12 protein-coding genes are annotated in these 14,276 nt (G+C 67.1%); 4 read left to right on the top strand and 8 right to left on the bottom strand.

Annotated elements, in window-relative coordinates; translation table 11 throughout:
* Nucleotides 1-77: 77 nt before the first annotated feature.
* The 5 genes from NEF64_RS10005 to dapA all read right to left on the bottom strand — a co-directional run bounded on the left by NEF64_RS10005 (nt 78) and on the right by dapA (nt 6,498).
* The gene (locus NEF64_RS10005; RefSeq protein WP_056408366.1) at nt 78-2,129 is read right to left on the bottom strand and encodes a M13 family metallopeptidase; all 2,052 of its coding nucleotides are present in this window, start codon (nt 2,127-2,129) and stop codon (nt 78-80) included.
* Nucleotides 2,130-2,256: 127 nt separating this feature from the next.
* Nucleotides 2,257-4,344 (bottom strand): M13 family metallopeptidase, encoded by a 2,088-nt coding sequence (locus tag NEF64_RS10000; protein WP_082446997.1) that lies wholly within the window; start codon nt 4,342-4,344, stop codon nt 2,257-2,259.
* Between the two features lie 92 nt (nt 4,345-4,436).
* On the bottom strand, nt 4,437-4,922 hold the full coding sequence (locus NEF64_RS09995) for a DUF2062 domain-containing protein (protein WP_051916534.1): 486 nt from the start codon (nt 4,920-4,922) through the stop codon (nt 4,437-4,439).
* Nucleotides 4,923-5,000: 78 nt separating this feature from the next.
* Nucleotides 5,001-5,483: an SsrA-binding protein SmpB gene (gene smpB, locus NEF64_RS09990; protein WP_031395420.1), complete on the bottom strand. Its 483-nt coding sequence runs from the start codon at nt 5,481-5,483 to the stop codon at nt 5,001-5,003.
* Nucleotides 5,484-5,598: 115 nt separating this feature from the next.
* On the bottom strand, nt 5,599-6,498 hold the full coding sequence (dapA, locus tag NEF64_RS09985) for a 4-hydroxy-tetrahydrodipicolinate synthase (protein WP_056408370.1): 900 nt from the start codon (nt 6,496-6,498) through the stop codon (nt 5,599-5,601).
* Between the two features lie 79 nt (nt 6,499-6,577).
* Here dapA and NEF64_RS09980 point away from each other — a divergent pair, with 79 nt between their 5' ends.
* The 4 genes from NEF64_RS09980 (at nt 6,578) to NEF64_RS09965 (ending at nt 10,336) form a co-directional block, all read left to right on the top strand.
* A complete protein-coding gene (locus tag NEF64_RS09980; RefSeq protein ID WP_252573689.1) occupies nt 6,578-8,581 on the top strand; it encodes a lytic transglycosylase domain-containing protein in 2,004 nt (667 codons plus the stop codon).
* Between the two features lie 19 nt (nt 8,582-8,600).
* Nucleotides 8,601-9,077 carry a transcription elongation factor GreB gene (greB, locus tag NEF64_RS09975; RefSeq protein WP_056408376.1) on the top strand — a complete coding sequence of 159 codons (477 nt, stop codon included), beginning with the start codon at nt 8,601-8,603 and terminating at the stop codon, nt 9,075-9,077.
* A 97-nt stretch (nt 9,078-9,174) separates the two neighbouring features.
* Nucleotides 9,175-9,555, top strand: coding sequence for a DoxX family protein (locus NEF64_RS09970; RefSeq protein WP_056408379.1), 381 nt, complete (start codon nt 9,175-9,177; stop codon nt 9,553-9,555).
* Nucleotides 9,556-9,565: 10 nt separating this feature from the next.
* Nucleotides 9,566-10,336, top strand: coding sequence for an NYN domain-containing protein (locus NEF64_RS09965; protein ID WP_031439510.1), 771 nt, complete (start codon nt 9,566-9,568; stop codon nt 10,334-10,336).
* A 17-nt stretch (nt 10,337-10,353) separates the two neighbouring features.
* Here NEF64_RS09965 and NEF64_RS09960 read toward each other — a convergent pair whose 3' ends face one another.
* The 3 genes from NEF64_RS09960 to ettA all read right to left on the bottom strand — a co-directional run bounded on the left by NEF64_RS09960 (nt 10,354) and on the right by ettA (nt 14,244).
* Nucleotides 10,354-11,061, bottom strand: a complete 708-nt coding sequence (locus NEF64_RS09960; protein WP_156360445.1) for a DUF3108 domain-containing protein — start codon at nt 11,059-11,061, stop codon at nt 10,354-10,356.
* Nucleotides 11,062-11,127: 66 nt separating this feature from the next.
* On the bottom strand, nt 11,128-12,321 hold the full coding sequence (locus NEF64_RS09955) for a sensor histidine kinase (protein WP_235188280.1): 1,194 nt from the start codon (nt 12,319-12,321) through the stop codon (nt 11,128-11,130).
* 243 nt (nt 12,322-12,564) lie between these two features.
* The gene (ettA, locus tag NEF64_RS09950; RefSeq protein WP_056408757.1) at nt 12,565-14,244 is read right to left on the bottom strand and encodes an energy-dependent translational throttle protein EttA; all 1,680 of its coding nucleotides are present in this window, start codon (nt 14,242-14,244) and stop codon (nt 12,565-12,567) included.
* Nucleotides 14,245-14,276 lie beyond the last annotated feature (32 nt).

The raw sequence follows: 14,276 nt of genomic DNA, 5'->3' as shown, positions 1-14,276 counted from the left end.
ATGCCTCTTCCGCTGTTCGGGGGTTTGGGGTCAAGCATCATGTCCCCGCCCGGTTTCCCGGGCAGGGACGCGGCCGGTCACCAGATGCGCACGCGCTGTTCGGGTGCGAGATACAGACGCTGCGTCGGCTTGGGCTGATAGGCGGCGTACCAGGGGTCGAGATTGCGGACGACCGAGGCGCGCTGCTGCGATGGCGAATGCGGATCGGTCAGCAGCCGCTGCCGCAGATTCGCCTCGCGGTAGTTGCGACGCCAGACCTGCGCCCAGCCCAGATAGAAGCGCTGGTCGCCGGTGAAGCCGTCGAGCACGGGGGCCGCCTTGCCGCCGAGCGCGGTGTGATAGGCGTCATAGGCGACCGTCAGCCCGGCGAGATCGGCGATGTTCTCGCCCATCGTCAGCTGGCCCTTCACATGCATGCCGGGCAGCGGCTCATAGGCATCGTACTGCGCGCCGAGCTTGCCGGTGAGCGCGTTGAAGCCGGCGATGTCCTTGGGCGTCCACCAGTCGGTGAGCTGACCCTTGGCGTCGTATTTCGAACCCTGGTCGTCGAAATGATGGCTGAGCTCGTGCCCGATCACCGCGCCGATGCCGCCATAATTGACCGCGTCATCGGCCTTGGGATCGAAGAAGGGCGGCTGGAGGATGGCGGCGGGGAAGACGATCTCGACCATCCCGAAATTGGCATAGGCGTTGACCGTCATCGGCGTCATGCCCCATTCCCAGCGCTGCAAGGGCTTGCCGAGCTTCGCGATGTTGTCCTGATGCTGCCATTCATTGGCGCGCCATTCGTTGCCGAACGCGTCGCCGGACGTGATCGTCAGCGCGGACAGGTCCTTCCACTGGCTGGGATAGCCGATCTTGGGGGTGAAGGCGGCGAGCTTGGCGTGCGCCTTCTGCTTGGTCTCGGGCGCCATCCAGTCGAGCTTGTCGATCCGGCGGCCCATCGCGGCGAGCACGTTCTTCACGAGCACATCGGCTGCCGCCTTGGTCTCGGGCGGGAAATACTGCGCGACGTAGAGCTTGCTGACCTCGTCGCCGAGCGCGCCGCTGGTGAACTGGACACCGCGCTTCCAGCGGGCCTCCTGCTCGGGGGTGCCGCCGAGCACGGTGCCGTAGAAGGCGAACTGTTCGGCGTCGAACGCCTTTGGCAGCACGTCCGCATAGCCGTCGAGCGAGCGGAGCATCAGCTGGTCGCGAAGCACGCCGATCGGCGCGGTCGCGACGAGTTTTGCAATGCCGGTGATCGCCGAGGGCTGCGCGACGATGACGGTCGGAACGGGCGTGCCGGTCGCCTTGAAATAGCCGGCGAAGTCGAAGCCGGGCGCGCGCTTGGCGAGATCGGCGACGGTCATCTTGTTATAGGTCTTGGTCGCGTCGCGGCTGTCGACGCGGGTCCAGCTGACCCGGGCGATCTCGGTCTCGAACGCGAGCAACGCGGCGGCGCGCGCTTCGGCATCGGGTTCGCCGGCGAGCGTCAGCATCTTGGCGATGTGCGCGCGGTAGGCGGTGCGCGCCTCGACCAGCTTGGCGTCGGTGCTGAGATAATAGTCGCGGTCGGGCAGGCCGAGCCCCGACTGGCCGAGCGAGAGCGCGTACTGTTCGGGGATCTTGTCGTCCTGGCCGACGCCGCTGCCGAACGGGCCGCCGATCCCGGCGCGATCTGCCTCGGCGAGCAAGGCGGGATAACCCGACCGGTCCTTCAGCGCGGCGATCTTCGCGAGCCATGGGCGGATCGGCGCCAGCCCCTTGGCCTCGATCGTGCCGGTGTCGAGGAAGGTCGCATAGGCGCGGCCGATCTTCGAGTTCGGATCCTTGGCCGCGGTGTCGAGGATGCCGCGGGTGCGCGTCTCGGACAGGTCGGAGAGGAAGTTGAACGCGCCGTAATTGGACTTGTCCGCGGGGATCGGCGTGGTCTTCGCCCAGTTGCCATTGGCGAAGGCGTAGAAGTCGTCACCGGGCTGGACGGTCTTGTCCATGCCCTTCTCGTCGAAGCCGAAGCTGCCATATTGGGCGCCGGTCGCGGCGGGTGCGGCGGGTGCGGCCGTTGGTTCGGCGGTCTGCGAGATGGCGGCGGTGACGCCGGTGATCGCGGTGGCGGCGAGCAGGCCGGCGGCGATGTAGGTCTTCATGTTTCTCTCCAAACTACGTCATCCTGACGAAAGTCAGGATCCAGAGCCACCGGCGTCCGCGCGCGTGGCTCTGGATCCTGGGTCGAGCCCAGGATGACGGGGCTATGTGGGGCGGTAGGAGTGTAGCTTACCAGATGCGGACGCGGGCCGCCGGGGCGAGGTAGCTGGCCTCGCCGGGCTTCACGCCGAACGCCGCGTACCAGGGGTCGAGGTTGCGGACGGTGAGGACGCGCTGGTGACCCGGCGAGTGCGGATCAGACAGCAGCGTCTGGCGCAGTGCCGGTTCGCGGAACTTGCTGCGCCAGACGCCGGCCCAGCCATAATAGAAGCGCTGGTCGCCGGTGGTGCCGTCGATCACCGGCGCGGGCTTGCCGCCGAGCGAGCGGTGATAGGCGTCATAGGCGACGGTCAGCCCGGCGAGATCGGCGATGTTCTCGCCGAGCGTCAGGCCGCCCTGGACGTGCAGCCCGGGCAAGGGCTCATAGGCGTCGTACTGCTTGACCAGCGCGTCGGTGAAGACCTTGAAGCGCGCGACGTCCTGCGGCGTCCACCAGTCGGTGAGCTTGCCGTTCTGATCGTATTTACGGCCCTGATCGTCGAAATGATGGCTGATCTCGTGACCGATCACCGCGCCGATGCCGCCATAGTTGATCGCCGGGTCCGCCTTCGGATCGAAGAACGGCGGCTGGAGGATCGCGGCGGGGAAGACGACCTCGTTCATCGTCGGATTGGCATAGGCGTTGATCGTCATCGGCGTCATGAACCATTCGCCGCGATCGATCGGCTGGCCGAGCTTCTTGAGGTCGCGATCATAGTCGAAGGCGTTGGCGCGCGCGACGTTACCGACGAGATCGCCGCGCTGGACCTGAAGCGCGGAATAGTCGCGCCACGTGTCCGGATAGCCGATCTTGGGGGTGAAGGCGGCAAGCTTGGCGAGCGCCTTGGTCTTGGTCTCGGGCGCCATCCAGGCGAGGTTGCGCAACCGGTCGCCCATCGCCGCGATGACGTTCTTGACGAGCTGGTCGGCGGCGGCCTTCGATTCCGGCGGGAAATATCTGGCGACATACTGCTCGCCGATCGCCTCGCCCATCGCGCCCGACACGGTCGAGACGCCGCGCTTCCAGCGGACCTGCTGCTCGGGCGTGCCCGACAGGGTGGTGCCGTAGAAGCCGAAATTGGCCTTGTCGAAATCGCTCGAGAGATAGGGTGCATAGGCGCGCAGCACCTTGAGCATCGCATAGTCCTGGAGGACGTTCACCGGGGTGTCGGCAAAGACCTTCGCCTCGCCGGTGAGCGCACTCGGCTGTGCGACGAGGTAGAAGGGACGGCCGGTGACGCCCATCGCGGTCATGTACTGCGCCCAGGGGAAGCCGGGTGCCTTGGCCGCGAAGTCGGCGGCGGTCCATTTGTTGTAAGTCTTGTCCGCGTCGCGGCTCTCGATCCGCGTCCAGTGCGCGGTGGCGAGGCCCTTCTCCATCGCGAAGACCGCCGCGGCGCGCGCGGCCGCGTTGGGCTCGCCCGCGAGCGTCAGCATCTGCGCGAGATACGCCTGATAGGCGGTACGGACCGCGGCGAGCTTGGGATCGTCCTTCAGATAATAGTCGCGATCGGGCAGCCCGAGGCCGCTCTGGCCGAAGCCGACGACATAGGTGGTCGGGTCCTTGTCGTCCTGCTGGACGCCGACGCCGACGAGCCCGCCGACCCCCTGGCGCTGCAGCTTCGCAATCTGGGTGACGAGCGCGGTCTTGTCGGTCGTCGTCTTGAGCGCGGCGAGCATCGGCTTCACCGGGCCCGCACCCTTCGCGTTGACCGCAGCCTCGTCCATGAAGCTGGCGTAGAAGTCACCGACCTTGTCGCCGGGCTTCGCGGTCGCGGCGTCAAGGATCGTCCGGGTGCGCTCGAGCGACAGGTCCTGGAGGACGTGGAACATGCCGTAGGACGAGCGATCGGCGGGGATCGGCGTCGCCTTCGCCCAGCCGCCATTGGCATAGTCGAAAAAGTCGGTGCCGGGCTTCACCGTGGTATCGCGCCCGGCCATGTCGAAGCCGAAATCGCCGATCTGCGGCTTGTTCGCATCCTTCGGCGCGACGGGACCGCTGGCCGCACCGGCGAGCGCAGGCGATGGCGCGGCCGGTCGGGCCGGGGTCTGACTGGTCTGGGCCGAGACCGTTGCGGCGGAGGCGAGCAGAATGGCGGTGACAATCGACGTACGCATCAGGGACCCTCGGGGAAGAACTTCAGGATGCTGTGTGTTCTACGCCGATAAGACGCTCCGTCAATTCGTCGGGCGACAGATAGTGACGATTGTTACGATCCGCGATTATCGTGGCGGTGCCGCCACTTGCGGGCAATCCACAGCCGCCAGCCGAGCGCGCTGAGCGCATAGCCGCCGATCGAGGCGACGATGGTGATCGCCAGCAGGCCGAGCGCGGTGGCAGGCCCCGCCTGCATCAGCCACGGGATCCAGTCGGCCTGCGCGGCGGCTTCGGCGACCGGCTGGCCGGGGACATGCGCGTCGATCCGCAGCATCCACGACCCGATCCAGTAGGCGGCGATCCAGAGCGGCGGGGTCGTCAGCGGATTGGTGATGAAGGTGGTCAGCGCGGCGGTCGGCACATTGGCGCGGAACGGCAGCGCGAACAACGCGGCGACGGGGGTCTGCGCGACCGGCACGAGGATCCCCGCGACCATGCCGAGCGCGACGCCGCGCGGCACCGAGCGCCGGGTGAAGCGCCACAGTTCGGGCGCGAGCACGCGGTGCGCGACGGGGCGCAACAGGCGGTTGCGCTCCATCGAATCGCGGGTCGGCAGATTGCGATGCGACCACGCCGCGAGGCGCCCGAAAAGACCGACCGGCGCCCTGGTCACGGCCTATCCACGATCCCGCATGATCCGGCCCTGCTCGCGCTTCCAGTCCTGTTCCTTCACCGAATCGCGCTTGTCGTGGTTCTGCTTGCCCTTGGCGAGGGCGAGCTCGACCTTCGCGCGGCCCTTGGAATTGAAATAGATCATCAAGGGCACGAGCGTCATGCCCTGGCGCGCGACCGCGCCGAACATCTTGTTGATCTCGCGCTCGTGCAGCAGCAGCTTGCGCGGCCGCTTGGGCTCATGGTTGAAGCGGTTGCCGTGGCTGAATTCGGGGATGTTCGAATTGACGAGCTGGACCGTGCTGCCCTTCACCTCGGCATAGGCCTCCGCGATCGAGCCTTCGCCCCCGCGCAGTGCCTTCACCTCGGTGCCGGTCAGCGCGATCCCCGCCTCGAACACCTGCTCGATATAATAGTCGTACCGCGCGCGCCGGTTCTCGGCGACGATCTTGGTCTTTTCGAAGGTCGGGGGTTTGGGGCGTGCCATGGGATGCGCGATGTAGGAGGTCGGAGGGCGAAGGGGAAGCGGGCGTCGTATCGCGTTGGACGTTAATTGTCGGTCCCCCCGTCATCCTGACGTGCGTCAGGATGACGGACGGGGATCAGACCAGGCCGGCGTGCGCCAGCGCCGCGTCGACCGCGGCGCGCGAGGCGTCGCCCGCGGGGGTCATCGGCAGGCGCAGCGTCTCGGGGAAGCCGGCCCGCACCCGCGCCATCGCGTATTTGACCGGGCCCGGCGACGCGTCGGTGAACAGCGCGTCGTGCAGGGGATAGAGACGGTCCTGATAGGCGAGCGCCGTGACGAAATCGCCCGCCTGGCAGGCCGCCTGAAACTCCGCGCACAGCTTCGGCGCGACGTTGGCGGTGACCGAGATGCAGCCGGTGCCGCCCATCACGTTGAACGCAAGCGCGAGGTCGTCATTGCCCGACAGCTGGCAGAAGTCTGGCCCGCAGGCTTCGCGGTGCTGCGACACGCGCGCGAGCACGCCGCTGGCGTCCTTCACGCCGACGAACACCTGCGGAAAGGCGGTGACGACCCGCGCCAGCGTCGCGGGCTGGATGTCGGTGACGGTGCGGCCGGGCACGTTGTAGAGGATGATCGGCAGCGGCGCGTCGGCGGCGAGCGCCTCGAAATGCCGGAAGATCCCCTCCTGACTCGGACGGTTGTAATAGGGCGGGACCATCAGCGCGGCATCGGCGCCAGCTTCGCGTGCCGCACGCAGATTGGCCGAGGCGACGCGCGTGTCGTTCGACCCTGCCCCGGCGATCACGGGCACGCGACCCTTCGCCTGATCGACGCAGACGCGGACGACGTGGAAATGCTCGTCATAGGACAGGGTCGCTGCCTCGCCCGTGGTGCCGCACGCGACCAGCGCGGACGAGCCCTCGGCGATCTGCCACTCGACGAAATCGCGATAGGCCTGCTCGTCGAAAGCACCGTCCGCGGCGAACGGCGTGACGAGCGCCGGGATCGACCCGGCAAAGGAAAAACCTGCAAACATCGGTATATTGCGCTCCTGCCGCGCTGAATTCGGGCGTTTCGTTCAGGACAGATACGGGTTGAACTGCTATCCTGTCCACATGGTAGCATTGGCGTTCAAATCGAGCATCGTCCTGGCGGCTCTGGCCGGCACGGCGGTATCTTCAGGGGTCGGACAGGAAACGCTCGACCGGTACCGAACGCAGCTTTCGAATATCGGCCCGCAGGCGCAGCCGATGGCGAGCGACGGCGCGATCGCCTCGACGATCGCGCAGTGGCGCGCGCTGCAACAGACCGACGCGCTGCCGTTCGACAGCTATGCCGGGTTCCTGATGGCGCATCCCGGCTGGCCGAACGAGACCGCCAATCGCCGCGCGGCGGAGCGGCAGGCGGCGATCGGCAGCGGTGCGGCCGGCAGCGTCGTCGCGTTCTTCACGCGCTATCCGCCGCAGTCCGCGGCGGGCAATCTTGCCTATGCACGCGCATTGCAGGCGACCGGGCAGCGCGACCGCGCCTATGCCGCGGTGCGCACCGCATGGCGATCGGGCGGGCTGACGCCGATCGATCAGGTCGCGGTGACGACGGGCTTCCCCGGCGCGCTGTCGAGCGACGATCAGGATGCGCGAATGGACGCGCTGCTCTGGTCGGGGCAGACGAGTGCAGCGCAGCGCCAGATCCTGCTGGTGAGCCCCGCGAAACGCGCGCTGTTCGAGGCGCGGCTCGCCTTCCGGACCAATGCGCCGAACGCGTCCGACCTGTCGGCGGCGACGATGGAAACGTATCGCGGCGACGCCGGCTATGTCGCCGACCGCGCGGTGTGGCTGCGCAACAGCGGCGCGAGCCCGAGCGCGCGCGCCTGGCTGGCGCGGCCGCGGGCGCTGACCACGCGGCCGGGCAATGCGGGCGAATGGTACGAGATCCTGGTGACCAACGCGCGCGGCGCGGCGAATGACGGCCAGTGGCAGGTCGCCTATGACATCGCGCGGCAGATCGACGATGCCTATCCGGCGGGGGCGAACATCTCGGCCAAATCCTATGCCGAGCGCGACGAATATACCAATCTCGCCTGGCTCGGCGGGCAGGCGGCGATGAAGAAGCTCGGCCGGCCGGCGGACGCGATGATGCTGTTCGACCGCTATGCGCGCGGGTCGAATTCGCCGGTGGTGCGCGCGCGCGGCTATTATTGGGCGGGGCGCGCGGCCGAGGCGGCGGGCCGGCAGGCGGATGCGACCGCCTTCTACACGCAGGCGGCCGGCTACCGCGATCAATATTACGGGCAGCTCGCGACCGAGCGGATGGGCCGCGCGCTGACCCCGCCACCGCCGATGGCCAGCCTTGCGATCGCACCCGCGGTGCGCGCCGCGTTCGAGCAGCGCGAGACGGTGCGCGCGGTCAAGTTCCTCGGTCAGATCGCCGACTGGCAGGACCAGACCGCGTTCGTCCGCCAGATCGCCGCGGATGCGACGACCGACACCGACCACGCGCTCGCCGCCGAATTGTCCACCCGCATCAACCGCCCCGATCTGGGCGTGATGGTCGGGCGCAGCGCGCTGGCGAACGGGCTCAGCGACTATTCCGCAGCGGGCTTCCCGACCGTCAGCGTGCCCGCCGGCTATGAGGACAACTGGACGATCATCCATGCGATCTCCCGGCAGGAGAGCCAGTTCGATCGCGCCGCGATCAGCCATGCCGGTGCGCGCGGGCTGATGCAGCTGATGCCTGCAACCGCGCGCGAGCAGTCGGGCAAGATCGGGCTCGCCTACAACCAGGCGTCGCTGACGACCGATCCCAATCTGTCGATCATGCTGGGGTCGAGCTACTTCCAGCGTATCTATGCGAACTATGGCAGCTATCCGCTTGCGATTGCTGCGTATAATGCGGGCGGCGGCAATGTGAACAAGTGGCTGCGCGCGAATGGCGACCCGCGCACCGGCGCGGTCGACATCATCGACTGGATCGAGGCGATCCCGTATCAGGAGACGCGCAACTATGTGCAGCGCGTGATCGAGAATGCGGTCGTCTACGACCTGATGAACCCCGCCCGCGCCAAGAGCCGCAGCGTCGCGCGGACGTCCTGGTATCTCGGCAAGACCCGGCCCGGCTGAACCGGACGAGACGGCGCGCATGGATCGGCCCAACTACATCACCCCGGCAGGCTATACGGTGCTGCGCGAGGAATATGAGCTGTTGCTTGGCAGCGAGCGGCCCAAGCTGGTCGAGGTGATTTCCTGGGCGGCGGGCAATGGCGACCGGTCGGAGAATGGCGACTATATCTATGGGCGCAAACGGCTGCGCGAGATCGACCGGCGGCTCGGCTGGCTGTCGCGGCGGATGAAGGCGGCCAAGGTCGTCGATCCCGCCGCGCAGGAGGACCGCAGCCGCGTCTGGTTCGGCGCGTGCGTGACGGTGGCGGACGAGGAGGATGTCGAACGCGTGCTCACGCTGGTCGGCGATGACGAGACCGATGCGGGCAATGGGCGGATCGGCTGGAATTCGCCGTTCGCCCGCGCGCTGAGGGGTGCCGCGATCGGTGATGTCCGGCGCGTCGACCTGCCGGCGGGCGAGCGCGAATATGAGGTGATCGCGATCGCCTATCCCTGACCTCCCATCGCTGAACGATCCGTTTCCATCCGGCGCGTTGACGCAGACACGCGCGCATAGGACGTAGCGGGACCGCAACGACGTTCAGGATGATCCCATGCCGATACCCGCCACCTGGTCCCCCCGCCTGCTCAGCGTGATGCGCGTCGTCGTGGCGCTGGTGTTCTTCAGCCACGGTATTTCAAAATTCTTCAGGCTGCCGCCCTTCCCGATGGCGATGACCCCGTTGCTGTCCGTCGCGGGCGTCCTTGAGGTCGTGGGCGGTGCGTTGCTGATCGTCGGGCTGTTCACGCGGCCGGTGGCGTTCCTGCTGTCGGGCATGTCGGCGGCGGCCTATTTCCTCGCGCACGCGCCCCAAGGCCCCTTCCCGATCGCCAATGGCGGCGAGGCGGCGGTGCTCTATTGTTTCGTGTTCCTGTACCTCGCCGCAGCGGGTGGCGGCGCGTGGAGCGTGGACGCGGGGCGCGGGCGCGGCTAATCCCGGCGGTATGGCCGATACCACAACCCGCAACGTCGCCCTTCTCATCGACGCCGACAACGCCTCCTCGGCGACGCTCGACCCGGTGCTGACCGTCCTTGCCGAGCTCGGCACGGTCAACGTCCGGCGCGTCTATGGCAACTGGTCCAAGCCCGCGCTCAAAGGCTGGCGCGACATGTCGATCAAGCACGGCATCGAGCCGCAGCAGCAGTTCGACCTGACCAAGGGCAAGAACGCGACCGACATGAAGATGACGATCGACGCGATGGACCTGCTGTTCCGCGGCCGGATCGACGGGTTCGGGATCATGTCGTCGGACAGCGACTTCATGCCGCTGGCGATGCGGATCCGCCAGGACGGCGTGCCGGTCTATGGCTTTGGCACGAGCCGCACGCCCGAGGGGTTTCGCCAGGCGTGCACGCGTTTCATCGACGTCAGCGCGCTCGACGACGAATCCGAGCCGATGCCGCTGTCACTGCCGCCCGCGATCGGTGGCGAGAAGGCCCCTGCCCCCGCCGCGCCCGCGGCACGCCGGTCGCGCGGCGGCGAACCGATCGGATCGGACCTGATCAAGCTGCTGATCGACGCGTACAACGCGGGCAAGCGCGACGAGAAGGGCTATCAGAGCCTGACAGAACTCGGACAGCGCGCGGGCAACCGGTCGAGCTTCGACGCGCGCAACTATGGCTTCAACCATCTGTCCGAGCTGATCGAGGCGGTGCCCAATTTCCAGACCGAACGCCGTGACGGCGGTCGGATCTACGTCAAGCGGGTGCGCTGAGCGCCCACACCGGTCGCTCAGTCGAGACCGGTGCAGTCGCCGCCAAGCTTCGTCCCGCCCCGCGCGGCGAAGCTGCCCAGTTCACGCGCGTCGCGTTTCGCGATCAGCGTGGTGGCGCTGGGCTTGCCGTCCTTGAGAACCGCGACGGTCCAGGCATCGACGGGCCCGGTCGGTGTCGCGACGCTCTGGCTGCCGGTGACGGTCAGCGTGAAGCGGCCGATCCCGCCGTCATACTGATAGAAGGGCAGCGAGAAGCTCTTGCCCATCGCGAGCGGCAACGCGCCGAACGTCACGCCCCAGAGATTGCCCTCCCAGATGGGGTCAGCCACCGCGACGTCGATCGGCGTGACGACGGCCTTGTCGGTCTTCGTTCCGACGATGCGACCGGGTGTGTAGCGCAGCGCGACATGCTCGACCCCGCTCCGGCTGTTGTCGAAGGTGATCGGCGTCAGATCGTCGCGGTTCAGGACAAAGTGATCGCGCATCGCGAAATTCGCCATCGGTACGCGCTGATGGACGACGATGTCCCAGGCCGGCCGACCGCCGACGCGGATGGCGCGGATGACCTGGCGGGTTGCGCCGATGACGGCCTGGTCGGCTCCGGCGGCCGGCGTGCCTGCGGGGGAGCCCGGGCGGTAGATCGCGAAACACTGGTCGACCGGCTTGACCCTGTCGCCCTGCGGCGCGGTCACCGAAGCCGCTGCGGCCGCTAGCATCATCAACATGTCCATCATCCCCACCCCGTCGTTGTGGGAGAGGTGTGCTACGGACATCATACACGCGTCAAGCAATCAGTCCGGGAGCACGATCCTGGGGTCGGGGATGTCGAGGACCGCACAGGTGCCGCGCGCGGCATTCTCGATCGCGATCGTGCCGCGCAACTGCCGGGCGAGGCTGCCGATCATCCGCATGCCGAGGCTTTTGCGCGAGGCGGCCTTGAGGTCGAAATCGGCGGGCAGCCCGACGCCGTCGTCGGACACGGTCAGCAGAATCCGGCCATCGGCGTTGCGGATCGTCACGGCGATGACGCCGCCACCTTCGCCATACGCATATTTGATCGCGTTGGTGACAAGCTCGGTGACGAGCAGGCCGAGCGGGATCGCGGTATCGGCGCTGATCCGGATCGCGTCGATGTCGCAGTCGATCCGGTGCAGCGGCGCCTGTTCGGCCAGCCCCGTCGCGATTCCGCAGACCAGGTCGTCGAGCGCGACGATCCCGACCTGTTCGCCGCGCCAGAGCTGGTCATGCGTCTGTGCGATCGCGGTGATGCGCGCCTGCGCGTCGCCGAGCAGCCGGGTGATGCGCGGGTCGTCATCCTCCTGCATCTGGAGGTTGAGCATCGCCGAGACGAGCGCGAGGCTGTTCTTGACGCGGTGGCTCGCCTCGCGCGTGAGCAGCTCCTGATGCTCCATCGCGTCGCTCAAGCGCTGTTCGGCCTGCTGCCGCTCGATCGCGACGCCGATCAGATTGGCGAACCCCTGCATGAAGGCGAGGTCGGCGGGCTCGAACTTGCCCTCGTCGGGGCTGTCGACCTCGAGCACGCCGAAGCGCTTGCCCGACGTCTCGACCAGCACGTTGATCGCGCGGCGGATATGGTGCTCGGCCATGAAGGCGGGCGTACGGAACCGCTCCTCATTCTCGAGATGGTTGGAGATCACCGGCTGGCCGGTCTCGAGCGCGAAGCCCGCGGGCGAGGCGAGATCGGTGCGCATCTCGGCCGATCCGACCACGCCCGGCGCCCAGCCGATCCCCGCGCGCACGAACAGGCTGTCCTGTTCGGGACGATATTCGAGGAACTTGCAGTATTTCGAACGCATCCCCTCGCCGCACAATTCGGTGGCGCGCTGGAGCATCGGTTCGAGATCGCGCGCGCGCAGCGCCTCGATCCCGAAATCGGCCAGTATCGATTGCTGGCGAAGCCGGTATTGCAGCTCCCCCGCACCCGGGGGGGCATCTCCACCGGGGGAGTGTTCGATGACTGTCACGCCTGCTCCGTTCGTGGGGACCAATATGTCTCCTACCGACCCCGGTTAGGGGATCAACATGGCGCTTGCGTGGCAGGCACCAGCTCGGTCCTACACCACCCTCGTCATCCTGACGAAGGTCAGGATCCAGGATTACGGGCGGCCCGCCTCGTGGCTCTGGATCCTGACTTTCGTCAGGATGACGGGGTTGATGGGGGGGGGCGCCGCAGCCCGGGAACATGGGCCGCGGCGGGTCTCAGACGCTCAGCGTGTGAGCTTCTTGTACGCCAGACGCGTCGGGCGGTCGGCGGCGTCGCCGAGGCGGCGGCGCTTGTCTTCCTCGTAGGATGCGTAATTGCCCTCGAACCACTCGACATGGCTGTCGCCCTCGAACGCGAGGATGTGCGTGGCGAGGCGATCGAGGAAGAAGCGGTCATGGCTGATGACCACCGCGCAGCCTGCGAACGTCTCGAGCGCCTCTTCGAGCGCACGCAGCGTCTCGACGTCGAGATCGTTGGTCGGCTCGTCGAGCAGGAGGACGTTGCCCCCCTCCTTGAGCATCTTGGCCATATGGACGCGGTTGCGCTCGCCGCCCGAGAGCTGGCCGACCTTCTTCTGCTGGTCCTGCCCGCGGAAGTTGAACGCGCCGACATAGGCACGCGTGCCCATTTCCTGCTTGCCGAAGCGGAAGATCTCGAGCTCGTCGGAGATTTCCTGCCAGACGTTCTTGTTCGGATCGAGATCGTCACGGCTCTGGTCGACATAGCCGAGCTTGACGGTCGAGCCGACCTCGATCGTGCCCGTGTCCGGGGTTTCCTGACCGGTGATCAGCTTGAACAGCGTCGACTTGCCCGCGCCGTTCGGGCCGATCACGCCGACGATGCCGCCCGGCGGCAGCGTGAAGTCGAGACCGTCGAACAACAGCTTGTCGCCATAGGACTTGGTCAGGCCCTTCGCCTCGATCACCTTGCCGCCGAGACGCGACGGCAGCTGGATCAGGATCGCGGCCTTGCCGGCGACGCGATTCTCCTGCTTTTCCATCAGCTCGTCGAACGCGCGGATACGGGCCTTGGACTTGGTCTGGCGCGCCTTGGGGGTCTGGCGCATCCACGCCAGCTCGTCGGCGATCGCCTTCTGCTTGCCGGCCTCTTCGCGCTCTTCCTGGCTGAGGCGCTGGGCCTTCTTCTCCAGATAGCCCGAATAGTTGGACTCGTAGGTGTAGTAGCGGCCGCGATCGAGCTCGAGCACCCAGTTTACGACATTGTCGAGGAAGTAGCGGTCATGCGTCACGAGGATGACGTTGCCGGTATATTCCTTGAGGTAGTTCTCGAGCCACGACACGCTTTCGGCGTCGAGATGGTTGGTCGGCTCATCGAGCAGCAGGATCTGCGGCTTCTCCAGCAGCAGCTTGCAGAGCGCGACGCGGCGCTTCTCGCCGCCCGAGAGATTCTCGACCGAAGCATCGCCCGGCGGGCAGCGCAGGGCTTCCATCGCCTGTTCGAGCTGGCTGTCGAGCGCCCAGCCGTCGACCGCGTCGATCTTGGCCTGGAGATCGCCCATCTCCTCCATCAGCGCGTCGAAATCGGTGTCGTCCTGCGGATCGCCCATCTCGGCCGAGATCGCGTTGAACCGGTCGACGAGGTCGGCGACGGGGCGGACGCCGTCCTTGACGTTGCCCATCACGTCCTTGGTCGGATCGAGCTGCGGCTCCTGCGCGAGATAGCCGACATTGACGCCCTCGGCCGCCCAGGCCTCGCCGGTGAAATCAGGGTCCATGCCCGCCATGATCTTCATCAGCGTCGACTTGCCCGACCCGTTGGGGCCGATGATCGCGATCTTGGCGGACGGAATGAACTGGAGGTGGATGTTGTTGAGGACGGGCTTTGCGGCACCGGGGAAGGTCTTGGTCAGACCCTTCATGACGTAGGTATACTGGACGGCCATGTGGGTGCCGAGCTCCATGCTTGAATGAGGCG

Source organism: Sphingomonas aerolata, from assembly GCF_023935825.1.
Taxonomy (GTDB): domain Bacteria; phylum Pseudomonadota; class Alphaproteobacteria; order Sphingomonadales; family Sphingomonadaceae; genus Sphingomonas; species Sphingomonas aerolata.
Note: the sequence above shows the minus strand (reverse complement) of the source record. Positions and strands in the feature narration are given on the sequence as shown.